Genomic DNA, 20,682 nt, shown 5'->3' on the forward strand with positions numbered 1-20,682 from the left:
GGCCGCTCCCCCCGGCGCGGTATGCCCGCAGCCGGGGGTTCATTTTTAGCAGGCGGGGTCCGGTCGGAATCGGCCCCATAGGGTAAGGAATCGCATCCATGATTCAGATGCAATCCAATCTCGACGTCGCAGACAACAGCGGCGCGAAGCGGGTGCAGTGCATCAAGGTGCTGGGCGGCTCGAAGCGCCGCACGGCCGGTGTCGGCGACGTCATCGTCGTCAGCATCAAGGAAGCCGCTCCGCGCGGCCGCGTGAAGAAGGGTGACGTGCATCGCGCCGTCATCGTCCGCACCGCCAAGGACATCCGTCGCACCGACGGTTCGGTGATCCGCTTCGACGGCAATGCCGCCGTGCTGGTCAACAAGAACGAGGAGCCGATCGGCACCCGTATCTTTGGCCCGGTGGTCCGCGAGCTGCGCTCGAAGGGCTTCATGAAGATCATCTCGCTCGCCCCTGAGGTGCTGTAATGGCTGCTGCCAAGATCAAGAAGGGCGACACCGTGATCGTCCTGTCGGGCAAGGACAAGGGCAAGACCGGTCAGGTCACCCAGTCGCTGCCGAAGGACGGCAAGGTCGTCGTTGCCGGCGTCAACATCGCCGTTCGCCACAAGAAGCCGAACCAGGCCGACCCGCAGGGTGGTCTGGTGCGCTCGGAAGCGCCGCTGCACGTCAGCAAGGTCGCGCATGTCGTCGACGGCAAGCCGACCCGCGTGCGCTTCGAAGTGCGTGACGGCAAGAAGGTCCGGGTCGCCGTGAAGGGCGGGGAGGTCATCAATGGCTGATAAGTACACGCCGCGCATGAAGTCGATCTATGACGATCGCATCGTGAAGGCGATGACCGAGAAGTTCGGTTACAAGAACGCGCTCGAAGTGCCCCGGATCGAAAAGATCGTCCTGAACATGGGCGTGGGCGAAGCGACGCAGGACAAGAAGAAGGTCGAGCAGGCCAGCTCCGAAATGGAACTGATCGCGGGCCAGAAGCCTGTCGTCACCAAGGCGAAGAAGTCGATCGCGCAGTTCAAGCTGCGTGAAGGCATGGCGATCGGCTGCAAGGTCACGCTGCGCCGCGAGCGGATGTACGAATTCCTCGATCGCTTCATCACCATCGCGCTGCCCCGCGTCCGCGACTTCCGTGGCCTGAACCCGAAGTCGTTCGACGGCCGCGGCAACTATGCCTGCGGCATCAAGGAACAGATCGTGTTCCCCGAAATCAACTATGACCGCATCGACAAGGTGCGCGGCATGGATGTGATCGTGACCACCACCGCCAAGACCGACGACGAAGCTCGCGAGCTTCTGCGTCTGTTCGGTTTCCCCTTCCCGCAGGAAGCGGAAGCCGAGGAAAAGAAGGCGGCCTAATCCGGTCCGCCCCCGGCCACGGGGGCGGCCGTTCGCTTTAACGAAGAGAGCTTAAGTCCATGGCGAAACTGAGTTCCGTGAACAAGAACGAGCGCCGTCGCGCGCTCGTCAAGAAGTTCGCACCCAAATATGCGAAGCTGAAGGCGATCGCAGCCGACCAGTCGCTCGACGAAACCGAGCGTCTGATCGCGCGGCTGAAGATGGCCGAGATTCCCCGCAACGGGAATCCGACCCGCATCCGCAACCGTTGCGAGCTGACGGGGCGTCCCCGCGGCTATTATCGCAAGTTCCGTCTCGCCCGCGTCATGCTGCGTGAACTGGCCAACAAGGGCCTGATCCCCGGCGTCACGAAGTCGAGCTGGTAAGGAACACAGCAATGGCATTGACCGATCCCCTGGGTGACATGCTCACCCGCATCCGCAACGGCCAGCGCGCGCGCAAGGACAGCGTCCTGACGCCCGCCAGCAAGTTGCGGGCCCGTGTCCTCGACGTGCTGCAGCGCGAGGGCTATATCCGTGGCTACAGCGAAGAACAGATGGGCCCCGCGGCCGGCATCCGCATCGAGCTGAAGTATTTCGAAGGCCAGCCGGCGATCAAGCACGTCGCGCGCGTCTCGAAGCCGGGCCGCCGCGTCTATTCGGGTTCGCAGGAACTGCCGAAGGTCCGCAACGGCCTCGGCATCACCATCGTCTCGACGCCGCGTGGCGTTCTGTCCGACGCCGAAGCGCGCGAACAGAATGTCGGTGGCGAAGTGCTCGCGGAGGTCTTCTGATGAGCCGCATCGGTAAGAAGGCAGTCCCGGTTCCGGCCGGCGTGACCGCCAACATTGCAGGGCGCGAGCTGAGCGTTAAGGGGCCGAAGGGCACGCTGACGCTGCCGCTGGCCGACGACATCGCCTATGCCGTCGAAGGCGACACCATCTCGGTGCAGCCGGCGAACGACACCAAGCGCGCGCGCGCGTTCTGGGGCATGCAGCGTACGCTCGTGCAGAACCTGATCACCGGCGTGACCACCGGCTTCACCAAGAAGCTGCTGATCACCGGCGTCGGCTATCGCGCCGCAGCGCAGGGCAAGAACCTGAAGCTGCAGCTCGGCTACAGCCACGACGTCAACATCGACGTGCCGGAAGGCATCGAGATCAAGACGCCCGATCAGACCACGATCGAAATCAGCGGGATCGACAAGCAGAAGGTCGGTCAGATCGCTGCCGAGATCCGTCGTTGGCGTAAGCCCGAGCCGTACAAGGGCAAGGGCATCAAGTACGACGGCGAGTTCATCTTCCGCAAGGAAGGGAAGAAGAAGTAATGACCAAGGGTCTCTCCCTCTTCGAGAAGCGCCGTCGGCGCAATCGCACCGCGCTGAAGGCGCGTTCGGGCGGCCGTGCGCGGCTGTCGATCCATCGTTCGGGCAAGCACATCTATGCCCAGGTCATCGACGATGCAGCGGGTCGCACCGTTGCCTCGGCGTCGACGCTGGAAAAGGACGTGCGGGGCACCTCGGGCGCGAACATCGCTGCCGCGACGGCAGTCGGTACCCGCGTTGCCGAAGCGGCGAAGGCCGCCGGCGTGACGCAGGTCGTGTTCGACCGTGGCGGCTTCCTGTTCCACGGGCGCGTCAAGGCGCTGGCCGAGGCCGCCCGCGAAGCCGGATTGGAGTTCTAAGACATGGCTGACGAAAACAATCAGGCCGAAGCACCCGCCGTCGAGGCGACGGGTGGCGAGCAGCCGCAGGGCCGCGGGCCCCGTGGTGGCCGTGGTCGTGGCGGCCCCGGCGGCGACAACCGTGGCCGTGGCGGCCGTGACGGCAACCGTGGCCGTCGCGACGATCGTCGCGGCGCCGAGGATGGTGGCGAGGAGCTGATCGAAAAGCTCGTGCACATCAACCGCGTGTCGAAGACCGTGAAGGGCGGTAAGCGCTTCGGTTTCGCGGCGCTGGTCGTCGTCGGCGACGGCAAGGGCCGCGTCGGTTTCGGGCATGGCAAGGCGCGCGAAGTGCCGGAAGCCATTTCGAAGGCGACGGCCGCTGCCAAGAAGGCGATGGTCCGCGTTCCGCTGCGCGACGGTCGCACGCTGCACCATGACGGCAACGGGCACTTCGGTGCCGGCCGCGTGACGCTGCGTTCGGCTCCGGCCGGTACCGGCATCATCGCCGGCGGTCCGATGCGCGCCATCTTCGAATCGCTCGGCGTCGCCGATGTCGTGACGAAGTCGGTCGGTACGTCGAACCCGTACAACATGATCCGCGCGACCTTCGAAGCGCTGAACGACCAGTCGTCGCCGAAGGCGGTGGCCCAGCGTCGCGGCAAGAAGATCGCCGACCTGCTGGGTCGTGGTGGATCGCAGACCGCCGAGGCTGATGCCGCGGCGATCGTGGAGTAACGAGCGATGGCAACCGTCAAGATCACCCAGACCGGGTCGCCGATCCGCCGGACCAAGGATCAGCGCGCGACGCTGATCGGTCTCGGCCTCAACAAGATGCACAAGACTGTGGAACTGACCGACACCCCCGAGGTGCGCGGCATGATCCGCAAGGTGCAGCACATGGTGTCGGTCGAGGGCTGAGGCCTTCCACCTTTACCGGTGACAAAGATGGGGAAGGGGGCTAAGCGGCCCCCTTCCTCTTTTCTCAAGCGCGAACATAGCGAAAGCGAGTGCAACACATGAAACTCAACGAAATCCGCGACAATGAAGGCGCCCGCAAGAGCAAGATGCGCGTCGGACGCGGCATCGGCTCGGGCAAGGGCAAGACCGCCGGTCGCGGCCAGAAGGGCCAGAAGAGCCGTGAAGGCGTGTCGATCGCCGGGTTCGAGGGCGGTCAGATGCCGCTCCACATGCGGATCCCGAAGCGCGGCTTCAACAACATCTTCGCCAAGGACTATGCCGAAGTGAACCTCGGCGCGATCCAGAAGGCGGTCGACGCCGGCAAGATTGAAGCCGGTGCTGCGCTCGACCATGCCGCGCTGAAGGCCGCGAACCTCGCCCGTGGTGGCAAGGACGGCGTCCGTCTGCTCGGCAAGGGCGAGCTGACCGCCAAGCTGACCTTCACCGTCGCCGGTGCGTCGAAGTCGGCGATCGAAGCGGTCGAAAAGGCCGGTGGTTCCGTGTCGGTAATCGAAGTCGTGCCCGCGCACGAAAAGGCCGCTGCCAAGAAGGGCAAGACGCTCGCCGCCAAGAAGGCTGCGCACGCGTAAACCCGCTTCCGTTTGGTTCGAGTAGCGATCGAGCCTGTCGAGAGCGCGTATCGAGAACGCGGTTCCGCTGGACGGGAGTTCTCGACGGACGCTTCTCGACTGCGCTCGAAGCTGCTCGAACCGAACGGTTTCCTAGGGGGTGAGTACGCTCCCCCTTAGACATCCCGGCCGCAACCCCTATATGGTCGCCCGGGGGGTGGGCTGACGGCCCGCCAGCATCATTCGGGACATATCCATGGCAGCCGCCTCAGACGGTCTTGCGACCAATCTCAATCTGTCGAAATTCGGCCAGGCGACCGAACTCAAGAAGCGCCTGTGGTTTACGCTCGGCGCGCTGATCGTGTTCCGCATGCTGAGCTATGTGCCGCTGCCGGGGATCGACCCGACGCAGCTGGGCCTGCTCGCCAATCAGACGCAGGGCGGCGTTCTCGACTTCTTCAACACCTTTTCGGGCGGTGCGCTGACGCGCATGTCGGTTGTCGCGCTGGGCGTCATGCCCTATATCACCGCGTCGATCGTCGTGCAGCTCGCCACCTCGCTCAGCCCGCAGCTCGCCGCCATCAAGAAGGAAGGCGAGTCGGGCCGCAAGAAGCTCAACCAATATACCCGCTACGGCACGGTCGCGCTGACCGCGATCCAGGGCTATACCATTGCTGTCGGGCTGGAGGCGTTCGGCGCCTCGGCCGGCGCGCAGGCGGTGATCGAGCCTGGCATGACCTTCCGCATCGCGGCGGTCATCTCGCTGATCGGCGGCACCATGTTCCTGATGTGGCTGGGCGAACAGATCACCAGCCGCGGCATCGGCAACGGCATCTCGCTCATCATCATGGCCGGCATCGTCGCGCATCTGCCGACGACGCTGTTGCAGCTGTTCGAAGGCAGCCGCTCGGGCACGATGAACCCGCTGACGCTGATCGGCATCATCGCCGCCGTCGCCGGCCTCGTCCTGTTCATCTGCTTCATGGAGCGTGCGCAGCGCCGCATCCTGATCCAGTATCCCAAGCGCCAGACCGCGCGCGGCGTACAGGCCGATCGCAGCCATCTGCCGCTCAAGATCAACACTGCGGGTGTCATTCCGCCGATCTTCGCCTCCTCGCTGCTGCTGATGCCGGTGACGATCACCCAGTTCGCCGGGCAGGCGACGGCGGGCGAGAGCCGCTGGGGCGATTTCATCATCACGCTGAACCAGTATCTGGCGCATGGCCAGCCGCTCTACATGCTGCTGTACGGCGCGGGCATCGTGTTCTTCTCGTTCTTCTACACCGCCATCGTCTTCAATCCCGAAGAGACCGCGGACAATCTGAAGCGCTATGGCGGGTTCATTCCCGGCATCCGCCCGGGCAAGAATACCGAGAATTATTTCGACTATGTTCTGACCCGGATCACGGTGATCGGCGCGGCCTATCTGGTCATCATCTGCCTGTTGCCCGAATATCTGGTATCGGCGCTGTCGATTCCCTTCTATCTCGGCGGGACCAGCCTGCTCATCGTGGTCAACGTCACGATGGACACGGTAACGCAGATCCAGTCGCACTTGCTGGCCCACCAGTATGGCGATCTCATCAAGAAGGCGAAGCTCAAGGGCGGTCGCCTGCGCGGCTGAGCGCAACAGGACTAAAGGGGCAGCAATGGACATCATCCTTCTTGGACCGCCGGGGGCAGGCAAGGGCACGCAGGCTGCGAGGCTCGAATCGACCCGTGGCATGGTCCAGCTGTCGACCGGCGACATGCTGCGCGCGGCGGTAAAGGCCGGCAGCCCGGTCGGGCTGCAGGCGAAGGCGGTGATGGATGCCGGCGAACTGGTGTCCGACGCGATCGTATCGGCGCTGATCGGCGAACGGCTCGACCAGCTGGGCGATCAGGGTGCGATCTTCGACGGCTATCCGCGCACTGCCGCCCAGGCCGACGCGCTCGACCTGCTGCTCGAACATCGCGGTCGTCAGTTGACCCATGTGATCGAACTGGTCGTCGACGAGGACGCGCTGGTCGAACGCATCGTTGGCCGTTTCACCTGCGCCAATTGCGGTGCGGGCTATCACGACCGTTTCAAGCAGCCGGTCGTGGCCGGGGTCTGCGACGCCTGCGGCTCGACCGAGTTCAAGCGCCGCCCGGACGACAACGAAGCGACGGTGCGGACCCGCATGGTCGAATATCGTGCCAAGACCGCGCCGATCCTGCCGCTCTACGAATCGCGCGGGATCGTCCACCGCGTCGACGGCATGGCGGACATGGACGACGTGACTGCGCAGATCGGTTCGATCCTAGGCGCATAAGGGCAGGGAAGCTTCGCGCTTCCCCGTCACATAAACGTCACCCCAGCGCAGGCTGGGGTCTCCCGGTTCGGGGGCGCAAGGCCTGCCCCATGGAGACCCCAGCCTGCGCTGGGGTGACGTATGTCGGAGCAGGTTCCAGGCGAGTATCGCTCACGCCCGACCCGGAATTTGGTTCCGCCCGCCGGTTGACACTGCTCGAATCGGTCCTTATCAGCACAACACCCCGACATACCGGTTTACGGCGGCGCTTTCGCGCGTTCGCCGCGATCGTGCGTTATGGGGCGCAACGCTACGAGATGAGGGGCCGCTGCCATGCGGCGCCTCGTGGAGCTGGGAGAATTTAGTTCATGGCACGTATCGCGGGTGTTAATATCCCGACCAACAAGCGCGTCGTCATCGCGCTGCAGTATATCCACGGCATCGGCCCGGCCAAGGCCAAGGAACTCACCGACCAGCTCGGCATCACCGCCGAACGTCGCGTGCAGGACCTGAGCGACCAGGAAGTTCTGCAGATCCGCGAAGCGATCGACGCGAACCACACCGTGGAAGGTGACTTGCGTCGCCAGACCGCGATGAACATCAAGCGTCTGATGGACCTCGCCTGCTATCGCGGCCTGCGTCACCGCAAGGGCCTGCCGGTCCGCGGCCAGCGCACGCACACCAACGCGCGCACCCGCAAGGGCAAGGCGAAGCCGATCGCGGGTAAGAAGAAGTAAAAATCGGTCCGGGGGACCGATTTTAACTTCTTCTCCGTCGGAGACAGGTTCGAGGCTGACCGCCTCCCGATCTCCGTACCACGCACGATACTCAGGTCAGGATTACCAACAATGGCACGTGAACCGCAGCGCCTTCGCCGTCGCGAGCGCAAGAACATCACCGCCGGCGTCGCGCATGTGAACGCCAGCTTCAACAACACCATGATCACCATCACCGACGCGCAGGGCAACGCGATCTCGTGGTCGTCGGCCGGCATGATGGGCTTCAAGGGCTCGCGCAAGTCGACGCCCTATGCCGCGCAGGTCGCTGCCGAGGACGCCGGCCGCAAGGCTGCCGATCACGGCGTGCGTACGCTCGAAGTCGAAGTGAAGGGCCCGGGTTCGGGTCGTGAATCGGCGCTCCGTGCGCTCCAGGCCGTCGGTTTCCAGATCACGTCGATCCGCGACGTGACCTCGATCCCGCACAACGGCGTGCGTCCGTCGAAGCGTCGTCGCGTCTGATCCGTGCCTGCCGCCTCGCCGGGTTCGTCCGGCGGGGCCGTTCTTTCATGGCGCGGACCCGTCCTTTCCGCGCCGCCAAGCTAGGGGAAGCCCGTGTCCGTCAACGCTAAGAACTGGCAGGAACTCAAGAAGCCGAGCGGCCTCGAGAAGAAGCCGGGCGGCGATCCCAAGCGCCGTTCGACCTTCGTCGCGGAGCCGCTGGAGCGTGGGTTCGGCCTGACGCTCGGCAACGCGCTGCGTCGCGTGCTGCTGTCGTCGCTGCAGGGCGCCGCCGTTACCTCGATCAAGATCGAGAATGTCCTTCACGAATTCTCCAGCCTTGCCGGCGTCCGCGAGGACGTGACCGACATGGTGCTGAACGTGAAGCAGATCGCGCTGAAGATGCAGGGCGAAGGCCCGAAGCGTCTCCAGCTGTCCGTCACCGGCCCGGCCGAAGTGAAGGCCGGCGACATCGCCGTCACCGGCGATATCGAGGTGATGAACCCCGATCTGGTCCTGTGCCACCTCGACGATGGCGCGACGCTCAACATGGAACTGACCGCGGATGTCGGTAAGGGCTATGTGCCCGCCGCCGGCAACCGTCCGGCCGATGCGCCGATCGGTCTGATCCCGGTCGACGCGCTGTATTCGCCGGTCCGTCAGGTCAGCTACAAGGTCGAGAACACCCGCGTCGGGCAGGAACTCGATTACGACAAGCTGACGCTGACCGTCGAAACCGATGGCACCGTGACCCCGGAAGACGCGCTGGCCTATGCCGGTCGCATCCTTCAGGATCAGCTCGCGCTGTTTGTCCACTTCGACGATTCGGCCCTGCCGCGCGCGGCCGTCGTCGGCACGCAGGTGGCAGCGCCGCAGAGCGAAGGTCAGGGCGATACCGCGCAGATCAACCGCTACCTGCTCAAGAAGGTCGACGAGCTCGAACTGTCGGTCCGCTCGGCCAACTGCCTGAAGAACGACAACATCATCTATATCGGCGATCTGGTCCAGAAGACCGAAGCCGAGATGCTGCGCACCCCCAATTTCGGCCGCAAGTCGCTGAACGAAATCAAGGAAGTGCTGTCGTCGATGGGCCTTCGTCTCGGCATGGACATCCCCGGATGGCCGCCCGAGAACATCGAAGAGATGGCGAAGAAGCTCGAACAGGAGATTATGGGCTGATTTCGGACCGGGGCAGGCGAGCCTGCCCCGGAGACCAAGCAGCCCGGACGGCGGGCCGGCTTTCAGCCGACCCGACCGACGACACGGCAAACGAATACGTGGCAAGTGTGAACTTCGTGAACTTTGCCGCGAGCAGGCCACCCGGTGGCAGCCTCTAAACCGCCACCAGCTCTGGGGATTCCGTGACACGGCCCCTTAACGAACGAAGGAACTACCATGCGTCATCGCGTCGGCGGCCGTAAGCTGCAGCGTACCTCGGCCCATCGTGCGGCCCTGTTCCGCAACATGTCGGCCGCGCTCATCAAGCATGAGCAGATCACCACCACCGTCGCCAAGGCGAAGGAACTGCGTCCCTACGTCGAAAAGCTGATCACGCTGGCGAAGAAGGGCGGTCTCTCGAACCGTCGTCTGGCCCATGCCCGTCTGCTCGACGATGCGCAGTTGACCAAGCTGTTCGACGTGCTGGCCACCCGCTATGCCGATCGGAACGGCGGCTATACCCGCATCATCAAGGCCGGCATCCGCGCGTCGGACGCCTCGCCGATGGCGATCATCGAATTCGTCGACCGCGACGTGTCGGCGAAGGGCCAGGATTCGGGTCCGGTGCTGAGCGAAGAGGATTTCGACGAAGCCGCCTGATCGGCGTTTCGGTCGAGTGACAGGGAGGGGCGGTCGTACTTCGGTACGGCCGCCCTTTTTCGTTTGCCTGGGTAACATTGTATCGCGGGGTTGCGCGGGACGAAGCAGGGCCTATCGTAGTCGGTAACACCGGATACCGGTCCGGCCGCCTGCCCATGGAGCAACGATGTACCGCCATGCCCTTGTCGCGATTGCCTGCCTGATGACCAGCACGACCGCCCTTGCCCAAAGCATCGCCTATCCCCAGACCCGCACCGTCGATCAGGTCGACGAACAGTTCGGGGTGAAGGTCGCCGACCCCTATCGCTGGCTCGAAAACGACGTCCGCAACGATCCCGAGGTCGCGGCATGGGTCGCGGCACAGAATAAGGTGACCGACGCCTATCTGGCGACGCTGCCCGGCCGCGACATCTTCAAGCAGCGCCTGACGAAGCTGTTCGACTATGAACGCTTCGGCGTGCCGGCGCGGGAGGGCGGCCGCTATTTCTACAGCCGCAACTCGGGACTCCAGAATCAGTCGGTGCTCTACGTTCGCGACAGCCTGAACGGGCAGGGGCGGGTGCTGATCGATCCCAATGGCTGGTCGAAGGACGGTGCGACCGCGCTTGCCGAATGGGCCCCGTCGAAGGACGGCAAGCGGCTGCTCTATTCGATCCAGGACGGCGGCAGCGACTGGCGCAAGCTGCGCGTGCTCGACGTCGATACCGGAAAGACGCTCGACGACCAGATCGACTGGGTGAAGTACGGCCTGTCCGCGTCGTGGGTGAAGGACGGATCGGGCTTCTACTATGCCCGCTTCCCGACCCCGGAAAAGGGGCAGGAATTCCAGAGCCAGAACCTGAACGCGCAGGTCTATTTCCACAAGCTCGGCACGCCGCAAAGCGCCGATCGGCTGATCTACGAACGGCCCGACCAGCCGCGCTACACCTTCTATCCCGGCATCACCGATGACGGCCGCTGGCTCGTCATCTCGACGAGCGGCCCCGGCGATCATACCGAGATCGCGGTGCTCGACCTCACCAAGCCCAACGACAAGCCGCGGACGATCGTCAACACCGACAATGTCGACTGGTCGACGATCGGATCGAAGGACAGCACGCTGTACCTGACGACCACGCAGGGCGCACCGCGGCTGCGCATCGTCACGCTCGACATGGCGGCTGCGAACCCGACGCCAAAGGAAGTGGTGGCCGAAGACAAGGCGGTGCTGAACGGCGCGTCGCTGGTCGGCGGGCGGATCATGGCGGCCTATCTGGTCGACGCCAAGACCGAGGTGAAGCGCTTCACGCTAGACGGGAAGCCCGACGGCAGCATCCAACTGCCGGGCATCGGCACGGTCGGTGGCGTCGGCGGCGAACTCGACAACAACGAGGGCTTCTTCGCCTTTTCGAGCTTTGCCACACCGACCACCATCTACCGCTACGACGTCGCGACCCGCGCGGTGACGCCATGGGCTACTCCGAAGGTCGCCTTCGACCCGGCGCAATATGATGTCCGCCAGCGCTTCTATGCGTCGAAGGACGGGACGAAGGTCCCGATGTTCATCGTCAAGCGCAAGGATGTGAAGGGGCCGGCGCCGACGCTGCTCTACGCCTATGGCGGGTTCAACGTGCCGATCCTGCCGGGGTTCTCCGCCGGGCGGATCGCGTGGCTCGAACAGGGCGGCGTGCTCGCCGTCGCCAATATTCGCGGCGGCAGCGAATATGGCAAGGAATGGCATGACGGCGGCAAGCTGCTGAACAAGCAGAATGTGTTCGACGACTTCATCGGTGCCGGCGAAGACCTGATTGCACAGGGCGTGACGTCCAAGGGACAGCTGGCGATTCAGGGCGGGTCGAATGGCGGTCTGCTGGTCGGTGCTGTCGTCAATCAACGTCCTGACCTGTTCGCCGCCGCCCTGCCGGCGGTGGGCGTCATGGACATGCTGCGCTTCGACCGCTTCACCGCCGGGCGCTACTGGGTCGATGATTATGGTGTGCCCGCCAAGGAAGCCGATTTCCGCAACCTGCTCAGCTACTCGCCCTATCACAACGTCAAGGCGGGCGTGACCTATCCGGCGATCCTCGCGACCACCGCCGATACCGACGACCGCGTCGTGCCCGGCCACACCTTCAAATATACCGCGATGATCCAGTCGAAGGACCTGGGGCCGAAGCCGCATCTGGTCCGGATCGAAACCCGCGCCGGCCACGGATCGGGCAAGCCGACCGACAAGGTGATCGAGGAAACCGCCGATCTGTGGGCGTTCATCGCCAAATGGACCGGCATGCAGGTGAAGCCGATCGGGTAGGGCGAAGGCTTGTTTTCACGCGAAGGCGCGAAGGCGCGGAGAGAAGAAATTTGGTTCGCGCAGAGGCGCAAAGGGCGCAGAGGGGTTGCGGTCGTGACAGCTCTGTGCCGCGACAGCGGCCTTCAACGCCGTGACAGCGCGAACCTGTTTCCTGATCTCGGGAGGATCGCTCGGAGCGTAACCCCTCTGCGCCCTTTGCGCCTCTGCGCGAAAACTACCTTCTTCTCCCTTCGCGTCTCCGCGCCTTCGCGTGAACCCACCCCCTTCTTCGCCGAAAGCACGAACCCCAAAGGGCTGGCACACCCCCCAAGCTCTGCTATCGGGTGCGGATGAACGAGACCCCCGACTCCATCCTGATCGTCGATTTCGGCAGCCAGGTGACGCAGCTCATCGCGCGTCGCGTGCGCGAGGCCGGCGTCTATTCCGAAATCGCCCCGTTCCAGAAGGCCGAGGAAGCGTTCGCCCGGATGCAGCCCAAGGGCGTGATCCTGTCGGGCGGTCCCGCATCGGTGTGCGACGAAGGCTCCCCCCGCGCGCCGAAGCCGATCTTCGATTCGGGCGTGCCGGTGTTCGGCATCTGCTACGGCCAGCAGGTCATGACCCAGCAACTGGGCGGCAATGTCGAGAAGGGGCATTCGGGCGAGTTCGGCGAAGCCTATATCGAAGTCGGCGACGACTGCGCGATGTTCGACGGGCTTTGGGCGAAGACCGACCGGCATCAGGTGTGGATGAGCCATGGCGACAAGGTCACCGCGCTCGCCCCCGGCTTCCGCACCGTCGCGACCAGTCCCGGCGCACCCTATGCGGTCGTCGCCGATGACGAACGGCGCTATTATGGCGTGCAATTCCATCCGGAAGTCGTCCACACCCCCGATGGCGGCAAGCTGATCGCCAATTTCGCTCGCCACGTCTGCGGTCTGACCGGCGACTGGACGATGGCCGAATTCCGTCAGGCGAAGATCGCCGAAATCCGCGAGCAGGTCGGGGACGGCAAGGTCATCTGTGGCCTGTCCGGCGGGGTAGACTCCTCGGTCGCGGCGCTGCTGATCCATGAAGCGATCGGCGACCAGCTGACCTGCGTATTCGTCGACGGCGGCATCCTGCGCGCGGGCGAGGCCGAACAGGTCGTCAGCCTGTTCCGCGGCCACTACAATATCCCGCTGGTCCATGTGGATGCGCAGGACCTGTTCATGGACGGTCTGGCCGGCGTCACCGACCCGGAGGCCAAGCGCAAGTTCATCGGCAAGACCTTCATCGACGTGTTCGAGGCGGAGGCGAACAAGCTGGGCGGCGCGCAGTTCCTCGCGCAGGGCACGCTCTACCCCGATGTGATCGAAAGCGTCAGCTTCACCGGCGGTCCGTCGGTGACGATCAAGAGCCATCACAATGTCGGCGGCCTGCCCGAGCGGATGAACATGGCGCTGGTCGAACCCTTGCGCGAACTGTTCAAGGACGAGGTCCGCGCGCTGGGTCGCGAACTGGGCCTGCCCGATGTGTTCGTCGGCCGCCACCCGTTCCCGGGACCGGGCCTCGCCATCCGTATCCCGGGCGAAGTGACCCGCGAACGCTGCGATATCCTGCGCAAGGCGGATGCGATCTACCTTGAGGAAATCCGTAACGCGGGGTTGTACGATACGATCTGGCAGGCGTTTGCGGTGCTGCTGCCGGTACGCAGCGTCGGGGTGATGGGCGACGGCCGCACCTATGACAATGTGCTGGCGTTGCGGGCGGTCACCTCGACCGACGGCATGACCGCGCAGGCGTTCCAGTTCCCCGGCGACTTCCTGCCGCGCGTGGCGACCCGGATCATCAACGAGGTGAAGGGCATCAACCGCGTCACCTACGACTATACGAGCAAGCCGCCCGGCACGATCGAATGGGAATGACGCGGACTCAAATCGTCCGGTGGACGATTTGTGCCGTGTCATTCGGCCGGCGATAGCCGGTCGCTGCACAGAAAGACGATCGTCCGGGGGACGATCGGCCCCGGATCATTCGCCCCGCGCAAGCGGGGTGCTGACGTTAGAGACTGATCCATCTAAATCGAACCAGACGTCATCCCAGCGCAGGCTGGAATCTCCCGGTGATGGCGCGGGACAAGAGCCGCACAATGTGCCGGCCTCCGCTGGGGCGACGTTTCCGGTCAGCTCGATCAGGCGCGTGGCGATCGACGCCCGGACCCTATCCGACCGCCACCGCCTCCGGCTGCATGAGGATGGTGTTCGCTGCCACGTCCTGCAACAGCCAGACATTGCCGCCGATCACCGCGCGGTCGCCGATCGTCACCCGGCCGAGGATCGTCGCCCCGGCATAGATGACGACATCGTCGCCGACGATCGGATGCCGCGCGATCCGCTCGGCGAACGGGCCGCTCTGGGTGCGGGGTTGCGAGCGATGGGGGGTGCGGGCGCCGAGCGTGACATGCTGGTACAGCCGCACCCGCGCGCCGATGACCGCGGTCTCGCCGATTACCACGCCGGTGCCGTGATCGATGAAGAAGCCCGGACCGATCGTGGCGCCCGGATGGATGTCGATCCCGGTGCGTTCATTCGCGATCTCCGACAGGATCCGCGCGACGATCGGCACGCCGAACGCATCGAGTTCATGTGCCAGCCGGTGGTGCAGGATCGCGATCGCGCCGGGATAGCAGATCAGGATTTCGTCGACGCTGCGCGCCGCCGGATCGCCGCGAAAGATCGCCGCGACATCGGTATCGATCAACGCCCGCACCCGCGACAGCGTACCCGCGAACAGGCGCAAGATCTCCGCCGGACGGTCGGGCGCGAAATCGATCGCCGACACGTCCTGCCAATAGGCGAATTCCGCGCGGATCGCTTCGTCCAACAGGGCGAATGCTTTATCCAGTCGGCCGGCGACGAACCCGTCCTCCGCTGCCGCCCCGCCGGCAAACCCGCCAATCCGTCCCGGGAAAAGGGCATGCGACAATAGCTCGACCGCCTGCTGCAGCGTCGCCCGCGAGGGAAAGATCGCCGGCTGCTGTCGGCTGGGCTGCGCCTGTCGCCAAGCCATGCGCGCGCTCGACAGGGCGCGGGTCGCGTGATCGATGATGCGGCGGCGGTCGTCGTCTGCTTGGGCCATGCGGATCGCTTCGAAACAAAAAGGGCCGGGCGACATGACGACGCCCGGCCGGAGGTTACGCTTAGGGAGCTACCAAAGCGTCACGGGCACCGCGCCGGAGCGCGGCGAAACTCAGAAGCTGTTGCCGGTGGTGTTCAGCGTGGGTTCGACACCCGATGCGTTCAGCGTCGGATCGGTCGCGAGCGTGGTATCGTTCGACAACAGGGCTTCGTTGCCAAATGCGGCATCGTTCGTCAGCGGCTCGTCCACCGAGGTTAGGTTGCTCTCGAACGATGCGTTGGCGTCGCTGGTCGGCTCGTTGCCCGAACAGCCGGCCAGCCCGACCAGCGCGAAAGCCGCCAGCGGTGCGATGAATTTGGTCAAACCTGATCTCCCTGTTCGCCGCCCGGAAGCGACCGTTGCAGCGCCTGTTGTATCCAGCGGAACCGGGGAGACTATAATCCCATTACTTTAGTAGGGTAATGTTCGGCTATCATCGCGGCGCGCATATGCGCATCGGATACTGGCCGGTACGGTGCGATCGATGACGCGAGTAATGGTGCCGGGGGATCCGTGGCGGTTCGGGGTGGTGGAGCTGAGGGGAATCGAACCCCTGACCTCTGCAGTGCGATTGCAGCGCTCTCCCATCTGAGCTACAGCCCCGCCCCTCATCCGGCTAAGCCGGGGCCGCTCCCTTAGCTGGCCGTTTCGACCGATGCAACGGGTCTCGCGCATCGTCTCCTACAAATTATCGGACGGCGACCGATCGTGCCGAAGGCGCTCTTCGTCGTGACCCATATCTGGGGCTGGAACCAACCGCAGGGTCGAAGCTTGTTCGCGTACGACATGGCAGCCCGCGCTGCTGCGCCGCGATAACATGAACCATCTGCAGGAGATTTTCATGGGCTATGATCGCTATTCGGGACGTGACGATTCGTCGTCGAACGACCGGTCGGGAGACGAAGGCCGCTGGCGGGACCGCGACGATCGATCGCGCGGCAGCTATGGCGGGTCGCAGGGATACGGCGCGCGTGGCTACGGCTCGGGCCGGTCGCAGGGCTATGGCGAGCAGAATTATGGCGGATCGTCGTGGCAGCGCGACGACCGTGACGACAACCGCGGTCGCGACTATTATGGCGGTTCGTCGGGCGGCAGCCGTTCCTATGGATCGACCTATGGTGCCGACCGCAACCGGGGCTATGGCAGCCGCGACTTCGACCAGAACGATCGCGGCTCCAGCAGCTACGGATCGCAGGGCGGTCGCTATCAGGGCAGCTATGCCAGCGACGGCCATCGTTTCGCCGATTATCGTGACAATGACAACAATCGCTTCGGTGGCGACGACCGGTATCGCGAACGCAATCGCGGCGACGATCGTTATCGGACCGACCGTAACCAGAACCGCGACAATCTCGACTATGATGCCGACGATCGCGGCTTCCTGGCGCGGGCAGGCGACGAGGTTCGCTCGTGGTTCGGCGATGAGGATGCCGAGCGCCGTCGCGAACGCGACCAGCAATATGACGAGCGCATGGCCCGCTATGACGACCGGCACAGCGACCATGCATATCGTTCGTGGCGCGATACGCAGGTCAGCGCCTTCGACCGCGATTACGACGAATATCGGCAGGAAAACGCGACGCGTTTCCAGAACGAGTTCACCGCATTCCGGACCGAACGTCAGACGCAGCGCGACAGCCTGACCAAGGTCACCGAGCATATGGAAGTGCTGGGCTCAGACGGCGAACATGTCGGCACGGTGGACAAGGTCCGTGGCGATCGTATCATCCTGACCAAGAATGATGTCGACGCTGGTGGTCATCATCACTCGATCCCGTCGCGTTGGGTCGAATCGGTCGATGACAAGGTGAAGCTGCGCAAGAGCGCCAGCGAAGCCAAGAAGGCGTGGCGCGACGAGGAAGAGCAGCAGGCGATGTTCGGCAACCAGTCGTCGCAGCGCGCCTATGGCAACGACCGGTTCGGCAGCGACCGGAACAGCGATACCAACCGCACTGCAGGCCAGACCGGCGGTGGTTCGACTGCGACCACCGGCCAGGCGCTGGGGGCGGGGACGTCGACCAGCGCGGGCACCGGACTCGGCGGCACGAACACCAATGCGTCGAGCGACAGCGAGACGAACCTCAATCGCAGCTTCCCCGGAACCTATTGATCGGTTCGCAGCGGCGACAGGCGGAGGGGGTCGGGAAACCGGCCCCCTTTGCTTTGCCTGTCGTTCGCGTTAGTTGCTCATCGAAACTGATTTGGAGATACGAGCATGGCAAAGGCGTGGCATCTGGTGCGGCGGCCGAACGGAATGCCGGTGGCGGACGATTTCGCGTTGCGCGATCTGCCGGTACGCGACTTGGCGGAGGGAGAGGTTCGCATCGCCAATCGCTGGTTGTCGGTCGACCCGTATATGCGGGGGCGGATGAACGATGTGAAAAGCTATGTGCCGCCCTTTGCGCTGGACGCGCCGATGGACGGCGGTGCCGTGGGCGAGGTGATCGAAAGCCGGGCAACCGACCTGCCGGTCGGCACGCATGTCCAGCATATGGCGGGATGGCGTGACGAGGCGATCGTCCCGGCCAAAGGCGTGCAGAAGCTACCCGACCTTGGCATTCCCGATCAGGCGTTCCTCGGCGCGCTCGGCATGCCGGGCATGACGGCGTGGTTCGGACTGCTGGCCGTTGCCGAGGCGAAGGCCGGCGACACGGTGTTCGTCTCGGCAGCGGCAGGTGCGGTCGGTTCGACCGTAGTGCAGATTGCCAAGGCGAAGGGTATGACGGTCGTCGGTTCGGCCGGCGGCAGCGACAAGACGGCGTGGGTCCGCTCGCTCGGCGCCGACCACGTCATCGATTACAAGGGCGACGTGCCGCTGGTAAAGGCACTGGGTGCTGCCGCGCCGGACGGTATCGACGTGTATTTCGACAATGTCGGCGGCGACCATCTCGATGCGGCCTTGGCCCATGCCAGACAGGGCGCGCGTTTCGCCATTTGCGGGATGATCGATGGCTATAACGCGTCGGAACCGACCAGCCTGCGCTATCTGATGCGCGTCATCGCGGCGCGGATTCGCGTACAGGGATTCATTGTCAGCGACTTTATGGGCCGGATCGGCGAGTTCCATCAGGGCATGGGCGAGATTGTCGCCGGCGGTACCTTCCAGCGCGAGGAAACGGTGGTCGAGGGGCTGAAGGCGACGCCCGACGCGTTCCTCGGCCTGTTCAGCGGCAAGAACAAGGGCAAGATGCTGGTCCGCCCCTAAAATCCTCCCCGAAACGGGGAGGGGGACCATGCGTAGCATGGTGGAGGGGGTTGGCCGCAACTACTACGGTTCCGAAACTCGGATAGCCCCCTCCATCGTCCTGCGGACGGTCCCCCTCCCCGTGCCGGGGAGGATTTGTAATCAATGCAGCTTGGCGATCTTCAGTCCATCTTCCTTCGCCCGCTGCTTGATCGATTCCTCGCTGCGCGTCAGCGCCTTGGCGAGTGCCTTCAACGCCATGCCCTTGCCGGCGAGTTGATGGAGCTTCTGGATTTCATCGGGCCGCCACGGCTGGCGGTGACGTTCGAATTTTTCGGCCATGCCGTCTCTCCTATCGCCCCCGTGCCAACCGGACCAGTGCAGTGTCGAGCGATTGCAGGAAGCGCGAGCGATCGGTCTTCGCAAATGGCGGCGGTCCGCCCAGTTGCTCGCCGCCCGCGCGCAGGTCGGCCATGATTGCCCGCGTCGCGATCGCGCCGCCGATCGATGCGCCGGTGAACGCTTTGCCGTTCGGCGCAAGGACCGTCGCCCCCGCTTTCAGGCAGCGATCGGCGAGCAGGATGTCGGCGGTCACCACCACGCAGTCCTTGTCGGCAGCCTCGGCAATCCAGTCGTCGGCGGCATCGAACCCGTCCGACACCACGACCCGTTCGACCCATGGCACCAGCGGTACGCGCATATGGCTGTTGCTGACGATCGCCACATTGGCACCGTGCCGTTCGGCAACACGGTACACTTCGTCCTTCACCGGGCAGGCATCGGCATCGACTAGGATGCGGATCATGGCTCGATCGGACCGGTCTCGATCACTTCGATCGCATCGGCCCGCCCGCCGAAACCGGCCGTCTCGCCCGCCATCAACCCGGTGAGCGCCACGGCGAGCGGCGCGGTGAACGGGATGCGGCCCGCCGCCGGATCGGCTTCGTCGCTGCCGACCAGTTCGATCGTCTTCACCTGCCCGTTCAGCCGATAGGTCACCCGCGATCCGAATGCGACCTCGTCCTCGGGAACCGGCGCGATCTCGGCGGTCGAATGGCGTGTCCGCCAATAGCGCAGGTCGCGCTTGATTGCGGTCGTCCGTTCGGCATCGCCCTCGACCGCGGCCAGTTCGGCCTCCAGCCGTGCGACCTGCCCTGCCATCGCCTCCAGCCCCCGCCGCGTGACCAGATTGGGCCCGGGCGGCAGCGGCAGTTCGAACCGCGGTTCCTTGTGTTCGTCATCGTCTTCCCGGCGGAACGCAACGCTCATCAGATCGCGCCCGAGAAGGTATCGCACTGCGCCGGATCGCCGCTGTCATAGCCGCGCTTCAGCCAATAGGCGCGCTGTGCGGAGGTTCCATGGGTGAAGGTCTCCGGCGAGGCCGCGCTACCCTGCAACGTGTCGTCGCCGATCGCTTCGGCAGCGGTCAGCCCTTCCTGAAGATCGCCCGGCTCCATCCGGCTGCTCCGCTTGCCCCATACCCCGGCATAGCAGTCCGCCTGCAATTCGAGCCGGACCGACTGCGCGTTGCCTTGCGCCTTGGGCAGCGTCTGCTGCGCGCGGCTGACCGCTTCGGCCTGTCCGGTCAGGTTCTGGATATGATGGCCGACCTCATGCGCCACGACATAGGCCTGGGCGAAATCGCCACGCGCGCCGAACTTCTGCGACAATTCGCGGAAGAAGCTGGTGTCGAGATACACTCCGCGATCGGGCGGGCAATAGAATGGTCCCATTGCCGACTGCGCCGCGCCGCAGCCCGATTGCGCGCCACGCTGATAGAAGTTCAGCGTCGGGGCGGGGTAGCGTTGCCCCTGCTGCTGGAAAATCTGGCCCCAGACCTGTTCGGTCGATGCCAGTACTCGACAGGCGAACAGTTCCTCGGCGGTGTCGCACGGGACGTTGCCCTGCGCCGATCCCTGTTGCGCTGTCGGCGCCTGACTGCCACCCGTCAGCAAACCGCCACCACCGGAAAACATCAGGAAGGCGATGGCGATGACGGCGATGACGCCGATCGTGCCGCAACCCAGCCCGCGTCCGAGCAACAGCGGCAGGAATCCCAGCAGGTTCAGCCCACCGCCGCCGCCACCGCCTTGGCCAAGGTCCCGCACGTTGCTGGATGGATCGAGATCGTCGAGGCGCATGGGCGGCGGTCCGTTCGTTGAAGCTGCGTACTGAAATGCGCGAAACGCCGCCTGCGTTGCAACCGGTCTGCATGAATTCGGTTGTACGGGCGTT

The 20,682-nt window shown here is 64.7% G+C and carries 26 protein-coding genes and 1 tRNA gene; 20 read left to right on the forward strand and 7 right to left on the reverse strand.

All coding sequences use genetic code 11. The features are described from left to right. Positions 1–98 precede the first annotated feature (98 nt). The 18 genes from rplN to guaA all read left to right on the forward strand — a co-directional run bounded on the left by rplN (position 99) and on the right by guaA (position 14,011). A complete protein-coding gene (gene rplN, locus MF607_RS03235; protein WP_055996097.1) occupies positions 99–467 on the forward strand; it encodes a 50S ribosomal protein L14 in 369 nt (122 codons plus the stop codon). Further along, the gene (gene rplX, locus MF607_RS03240) at positions 467–781 is read left to right on the forward strand and encodes a 50S ribosomal protein L24 (RefSeq protein ID WP_242116024.1); all 315 of its coding nucleotides are present in this window, start codon (positions 467–469) and stop codon (positions 779–781) included. The genes rplN and rplX overlap by 1 nt, the downstream gene beginning before the upstream one ends. Continuing rightward, on the forward strand, positions 774–1,358 hold the full coding sequence (rplE, locus tag MF607_RS03245) for a 50S ribosomal protein L5 (RefSeq protein ID WP_066689621.1): 585 nt from the start codon (positions 774–776) through the stop codon (positions 1,356–1,358). Before rplX ends, rplE begins: the two co-directional genes overlap by 8 nt. Before the next feature lie 59 nt (positions 1,359–1,417). After that, complete coding sequence (gene rpsN / locus MF607_RS03250) at positions 1,418–1,723, forward strand: 30S ribosomal protein S14 (protein WP_055756896.1); 306 nt, start codon at positions 1,418–1,420, stop codon at positions 1,721–1,723. A gap of 11 nt (positions 1,724–1,734) precedes the next feature. After that, complete coding sequence (gene rpsH / locus MF607_RS03255) at positions 1,735–2,130, forward strand: 30S ribosomal protein S8 (RefSeq protein WP_033921102.1); 396 nt, start codon at positions 1,735–1,737, stop codon at positions 2,128–2,130. After that, positions 2,130–2,663: a 50S ribosomal protein L6 gene (gene rplF, locus MF607_RS03260; protein ID WP_055763327.1), complete on the forward strand. Its 534-nt coding sequence runs from the start codon at positions 2,130–2,132 to the stop codon at positions 2,661–2,663. Before rpsH ends, rplF begins: the two co-directional genes overlap by 1 nt. Next, positions 2,663–3,019, forward strand: coding sequence for a 50S ribosomal protein L18 (gene rplR, locus MF607_RS03265; RefSeq protein ID WP_242116025.1), 357 nt, complete (start codon positions 2,663–2,665; stop codon positions 3,017–3,019). Before rplF ends, rplR begins: the two co-directional genes overlap by 1 nt. 3 nt (positions 3,020–3,022) lie before the next feature. After that, entirely contained in the window at positions 3,023–3,736 is a 714-nt protein-coding gene (gene rpsE / locus MF607_RS03270) for a 30S ribosomal protein S5 (protein WP_242116026.1), read from the forward strand. A 6-nt stretch (positions 3,737–3,742) separates the two neighbouring features. After that, the gene (gene rpmD, locus MF607_RS03275; RefSeq protein ID WP_055790366.1) at positions 3,743–3,919 is read left to right on the forward strand and encodes a 50S ribosomal protein L30; all 177 of its coding nucleotides are present in this window, start codon (positions 3,743–3,745) and stop codon (positions 3,917–3,919) included. 98 nt (positions 3,920–4,017) lie between these two features. Further along, positions 4,018–4,548: a 50S ribosomal protein L15 gene (gene rplO, locus MF607_RS03280; protein ID WP_242116027.1), complete on the forward strand. Its 531-nt coding sequence runs from the start codon at positions 4,018–4,020 to the stop codon at positions 4,546–4,548. Between the two features lie 235 nt (positions 4,549–4,783). Further along, complete coding sequence (gene secY / locus MF607_RS03285) at positions 4,784–6,151, forward strand: preprotein translocase subunit SecY (protein ID WP_242116028.1); 1,368 nt, start codon at positions 4,784–4,786, stop codon at positions 6,149–6,151. 25 nt (positions 6,152–6,176) lie between these two features. Further along, positions 6,177–6,821: an adenylate kinase gene (locus MF607_RS03290; protein WP_242116029.1), complete on the forward strand. Its 645-nt coding sequence runs from the start codon at positions 6,177–6,179 to the stop codon at positions 6,819–6,821. Positions 6,822–7,168: 347 nt separating this feature from the next. Beyond that, on the forward strand, positions 7,169–7,537 hold the full coding sequence (gene rpsM / locus MF607_RS03295) for a 30S ribosomal protein S13 (RefSeq protein ID WP_242116030.1): 369 nt from the start codon (positions 7,169–7,171) through the stop codon (positions 7,535–7,537). A 111-nt stretch (positions 7,538–7,648) separates the two neighbouring features. Further along, positions 7,649–8,038 carry a 30S ribosomal protein S11 gene (gene rpsK, locus MF607_RS03300; RefSeq protein ID WP_055763349.1) on the forward strand — a complete coding sequence of 130 codons (390 nt, stop codon included), beginning with the start codon at positions 7,649–7,651 and terminating at the stop codon, positions 8,036–8,038. 93 nt (positions 8,039–8,131) lie between these two features. Continuing rightward, positions 8,132–9,196 carry a DNA-directed RNA polymerase subunit alpha gene (locus MF607_RS03305; RefSeq protein ID WP_242116031.1) on the forward strand — a complete coding sequence of 355 codons (1,065 nt, stop codon included), beginning with the start codon at positions 8,132–8,134 and terminating at the stop codon, positions 9,194–9,196. A gap of 216 nt (positions 9,197–9,412) precedes the next feature. Next, positions 9,413–9,835, forward strand: coding sequence for a 50S ribosomal protein L17 (gene rplQ / locus MF607_RS03310; RefSeq protein ID WP_242116032.1), 423 nt, complete (start codon positions 9,413–9,415; stop codon positions 9,833–9,835). A 202-nt stretch (positions 9,836–10,037) separates the two neighbouring features. Beyond that, entirely contained in the window at positions 10,038–12,125 is a 2,088-nt protein-coding gene (locus tag MF607_RS03315; protein ID WP_242116033.1) for a prolyl oligopeptidase family serine peptidase, read from the forward strand. Positions 12,126–12,454: 329 nt separating this feature from the next. Beyond that, the gene (guaA, locus tag MF607_RS03320; protein ID WP_242116034.1) at positions 12,455–14,011 is read left to right on the forward strand and encodes a glutamine-hydrolyzing GMP synthase; all 1,557 of its coding nucleotides are present in this window, start codon (positions 12,455–12,457) and stop codon (positions 14,009–14,011) included. A 295-nt stretch (positions 14,012–14,306) separates the two neighbouring features. On the opposite strand, the gene epsC is transcribed toward guaA, so the two are convergent. From epsC to MF607_RS03335, 3 genes are all read right to left on the reverse strand, one after another. Further along, a complete protein-coding gene (gene epsC / locus MF607_RS03325; RefSeq protein WP_242116035.1) occupies positions 14,307–15,224 on the reverse strand; it encodes a serine O-acetyltransferase EpsC in 918 nt (305 codons plus the stop codon). A gap of 111 nt (positions 15,225–15,335) precedes the next feature. Continuing rightward, positions 15,336–15,587, reverse strand: a complete 252-nt coding sequence (locus MF607_RS03330; RefSeq protein ID WP_242116036.1) for a hypothetical protein — start codon at positions 15,585–15,587, stop codon at positions 15,336–15,338. A 203-nt stretch (positions 15,588–15,790) separates the two neighbouring features. Beyond that, positions 15,791–15,866, reverse strand: a tRNA-Ala gene (locus MF607_RS03335). Between the two features lie 214 nt (positions 15,867–16,080). On the opposite strand from MF607_RS03335, the gene MF607_RS03340 reads away from it, so the two are divergent. Then, positions 16,081–17,373 carry a DUF2171 domain-containing protein gene (locus tag MF607_RS03340; protein ID WP_242116037.1) on the forward strand — a complete coding sequence of 431 codons (1,293 nt, stop codon included), beginning with the start codon at positions 16,081–16,083 and terminating at the stop codon, positions 17,371–17,373. Positions 17,374–17,478: 105 nt separating this feature from the next. Then, positions 17,479–18,468 carry an NADP-dependent oxidoreductase gene (locus tag MF607_RS03345; RefSeq protein ID WP_242116038.1) on the forward strand — a complete coding sequence of 330 codons (990 nt, stop codon included), beginning with the start codon at positions 17,479–17,481 and terminating at the stop codon, positions 18,466–18,468. 141 nt (positions 18,469–18,609) lie between these two features. Here the strand turns inward: MF607_RS03345 and MF607_RS03350 are convergent, their stop codons facing one another. From MF607_RS03350 to ypfJ, 4 genes are read right to left on the reverse strand one after another with little or no spacing between them, the layout of a single operon-like run. After that, positions 18,610–18,789 (reverse strand): hypothetical protein, encoded by a 180-nt coding sequence (locus MF607_RS03350; protein ID WP_242116039.1) that lies wholly within the window; start codon positions 18,787–18,789, stop codon positions 18,610–18,612. Between the two features lie 10 nt (positions 18,790–18,799). Beyond that, positions 18,800–19,252 carry a YaiI/YqxD family protein gene (locus tag MF607_RS03355; RefSeq protein WP_242116040.1) on the reverse strand — a complete coding sequence of 151 codons (453 nt, stop codon included), beginning with the start codon at positions 19,250–19,252 and terminating at the stop codon, positions 18,800–18,802. After that, on the reverse strand, positions 19,249–19,716 hold the full coding sequence (locus MF607_RS03360; protein ID WP_242116041.1) for a GreA/GreB family elongation factor: 468 nt from the start codon (positions 19,714–19,716) through the stop codon (positions 19,249–19,251). Before MF607_RS03360 ends, MF607_RS03355 begins: the two co-directional genes overlap by 4 nt. Continuing rightward, positions 19,716–20,588, reverse strand: a complete 873-nt coding sequence (gene ypfJ, locus MF607_RS03365) for a KPN_02809 family neutral zinc metallopeptidase (RefSeq protein ID WP_242116042.1) — start codon at positions 20,586–20,588, stop codon at positions 19,716–19,718. Before ypfJ ends, MF607_RS03360 begins: the two co-directional genes overlap by 1 nt. Positions 20,589–20,682 lie beyond the last annotated feature (94 nt).

This window comes from Sphingomonas lacusdianchii, from assembly GCF_022664395.1.
In the GTDB taxonomy this organism is placed as follows: Bacteria; Pseudomonadota; Alphaproteobacteria; order Sphingomonadales; family Sphingomonadaceae; genus Sphingomonas; species Sphingomonas lacusdianchii.

What these genes read in the sequence shown, in the direction of transcription:
- MF607_RS03315 (WP_242116033.1), top strand. Translation starts at nt 10,038, where the DNA reads ATGACCAGCACGACCGCCCTTGCCCAAAGCATCGCCTATCCCCAGACC.
- rpsK (WP_055763349.1), top strand. Translation starts at nt 7,649, where the DNA reads ATGGCACGTGAACCGCAGCGCCTTCGCCGTCGCGAGCGCAAGAACATC.
- rpsH (WP_033921102.1), top strand. Translation starts at nt 1,735, where the DNA reads ATGGCATTGACCGATCCCCTGGGTGACATGCTCACCCGCATCCGCAAC.
- rplN (WP_055996097.1), top strand. Translation starts at nt 99, where the DNA reads ATGATTCAGATGCAATCCAATCTCGACGTCGCAGACAACAGCGGCGCG.
- secY (WP_242116028.1), top strand. Translation starts at nt 4,784, where the DNA reads ATGGCAGCCGCCTCAGACGGTCTTGCGACCAATCTCAATCTGTCGAAA.
- rplX (WP_242116024.1), top strand. Translation starts at nt 467, where the DNA reads ATGGCTGCTGCCAAGATCAAGAAGGGCGACACCGTGATCGTCCTGTCG.
- rpmD (WP_055790366.1), top strand. Translation starts at nt 3,743, where the DNA reads ATGGCAACCGTCAAGATCACCCAGACCGGGTCGCCGATCCGCCGGACC.
- MF607_RS03345 (WP_242116038.1), top strand. Translation starts at nt 17,479, where the DNA reads ATGGCAAAGGCGTGGCATCTGGTGCGGCGGCCGAACGGAATGCCGGTG.
- MF607_RS03290 (WP_242116029.1), top strand. Translation starts at nt 6,177, where the DNA reads ATGGACATCATCCTTCTTGGACCGCCGGGGGCAGGCAAGGGCACGCAG.
- guaA (WP_242116034.1), top strand. Translation starts at nt 12,455, where the DNA reads ATGAACGAGACCCCCGACTCCATCCTGATCGTCGATTTCGGCAGCCAG.
- rplE (WP_066689621.1), top strand. Translation starts at nt 774, where the DNA reads ATGGCTGATAAGTACACGCCGCGCATGAAGTCGATCTATGACGATCGC.
- rplO (WP_242116027.1), top strand. Translation starts at nt 4,018, where the DNA reads ATGAAACTCAACGAAATCCGCGACAATGAAGGCGCCCGCAAGAGCAAG.
- MF607_RS03340 (WP_242116037.1), top strand. Translation starts at nt 16,081, where the DNA reads ATGAACCATCTGCAGGAGATTTTCATGGGCTATGATCGCTATTCGGGA.
- ypfJ (WP_242116042.1), bottom strand. Translation starts at nt 20,588, where the DNA reads ATGCGCCTCGACGATCTCGATCCATCCAGCAACGTGCGGGACCTTGGC.
- rplR (WP_242116025.1), top strand. Translation starts at nt 2,663, where the DNA reads ATGACCAAGGGTCTCTCCCTCTTCGAGAAGCGCCGTCGGCGCAATCGC.
- rpsM (WP_242116030.1), top strand. Translation starts at nt 7,169, where the DNA reads ATGGCACGTATCGCGGGTGTTAATATCCCGACCAACAAGCGCGTCGTC.
- MF607_RS03360 (WP_242116041.1), bottom strand. Translation starts at nt 19,716, where the DNA reads ATGAGCGTTGCGTTCCGCCGGGAAGACGATGACGAACACAAGGAACCG.
- rpsN (WP_055756896.1), top strand. Translation starts at nt 1,418, where the DNA reads ATGGCGAAACTGAGTTCCGTGAACAAGAACGAGCGCCGTCGCGCGCTC.
- MF607_RS03355 (WP_242116040.1), bottom strand. Translation starts at nt 19,252, where the DNA reads ATGATCCGCATCCTAGTCGATGCCGATGCCTGCCCGGTGAAGGACGAA.
- rpsE (WP_242116026.1), top strand. Translation starts at nt 3,023, where the DNA reads ATGGCTGACGAAAACAATCAGGCCGAAGCACCCGCCGTCGAGGCGACG.
- MF607_RS03350 (WP_242116039.1), bottom strand. Translation starts at nt 18,789, where the DNA reads ATGGCCGAAAAATTCGAACGTCACCGCCAGCCGTGGCGGCCCGATGAA.
- epsC (WP_242116035.1), bottom strand. Translation starts at nt 15,224, where the DNA reads ATGGCCCAAGCAGACGACGACCGCCGCCGCATCATCGATCACGCGACC.
- rplQ (WP_242116032.1), top strand. Translation starts at nt 9,413, where the DNA reads ATGCGTCATCGCGTCGGCGGCCGTAAGCTGCAGCGTACCTCGGCCCAT.
- rplF (WP_055763327.1), top strand. Translation starts at nt 2,130, where the DNA reads ATGAGCCGCATCGGTAAGAAGGCAGTCCCGGTTCCGGCCGGCGTGACC.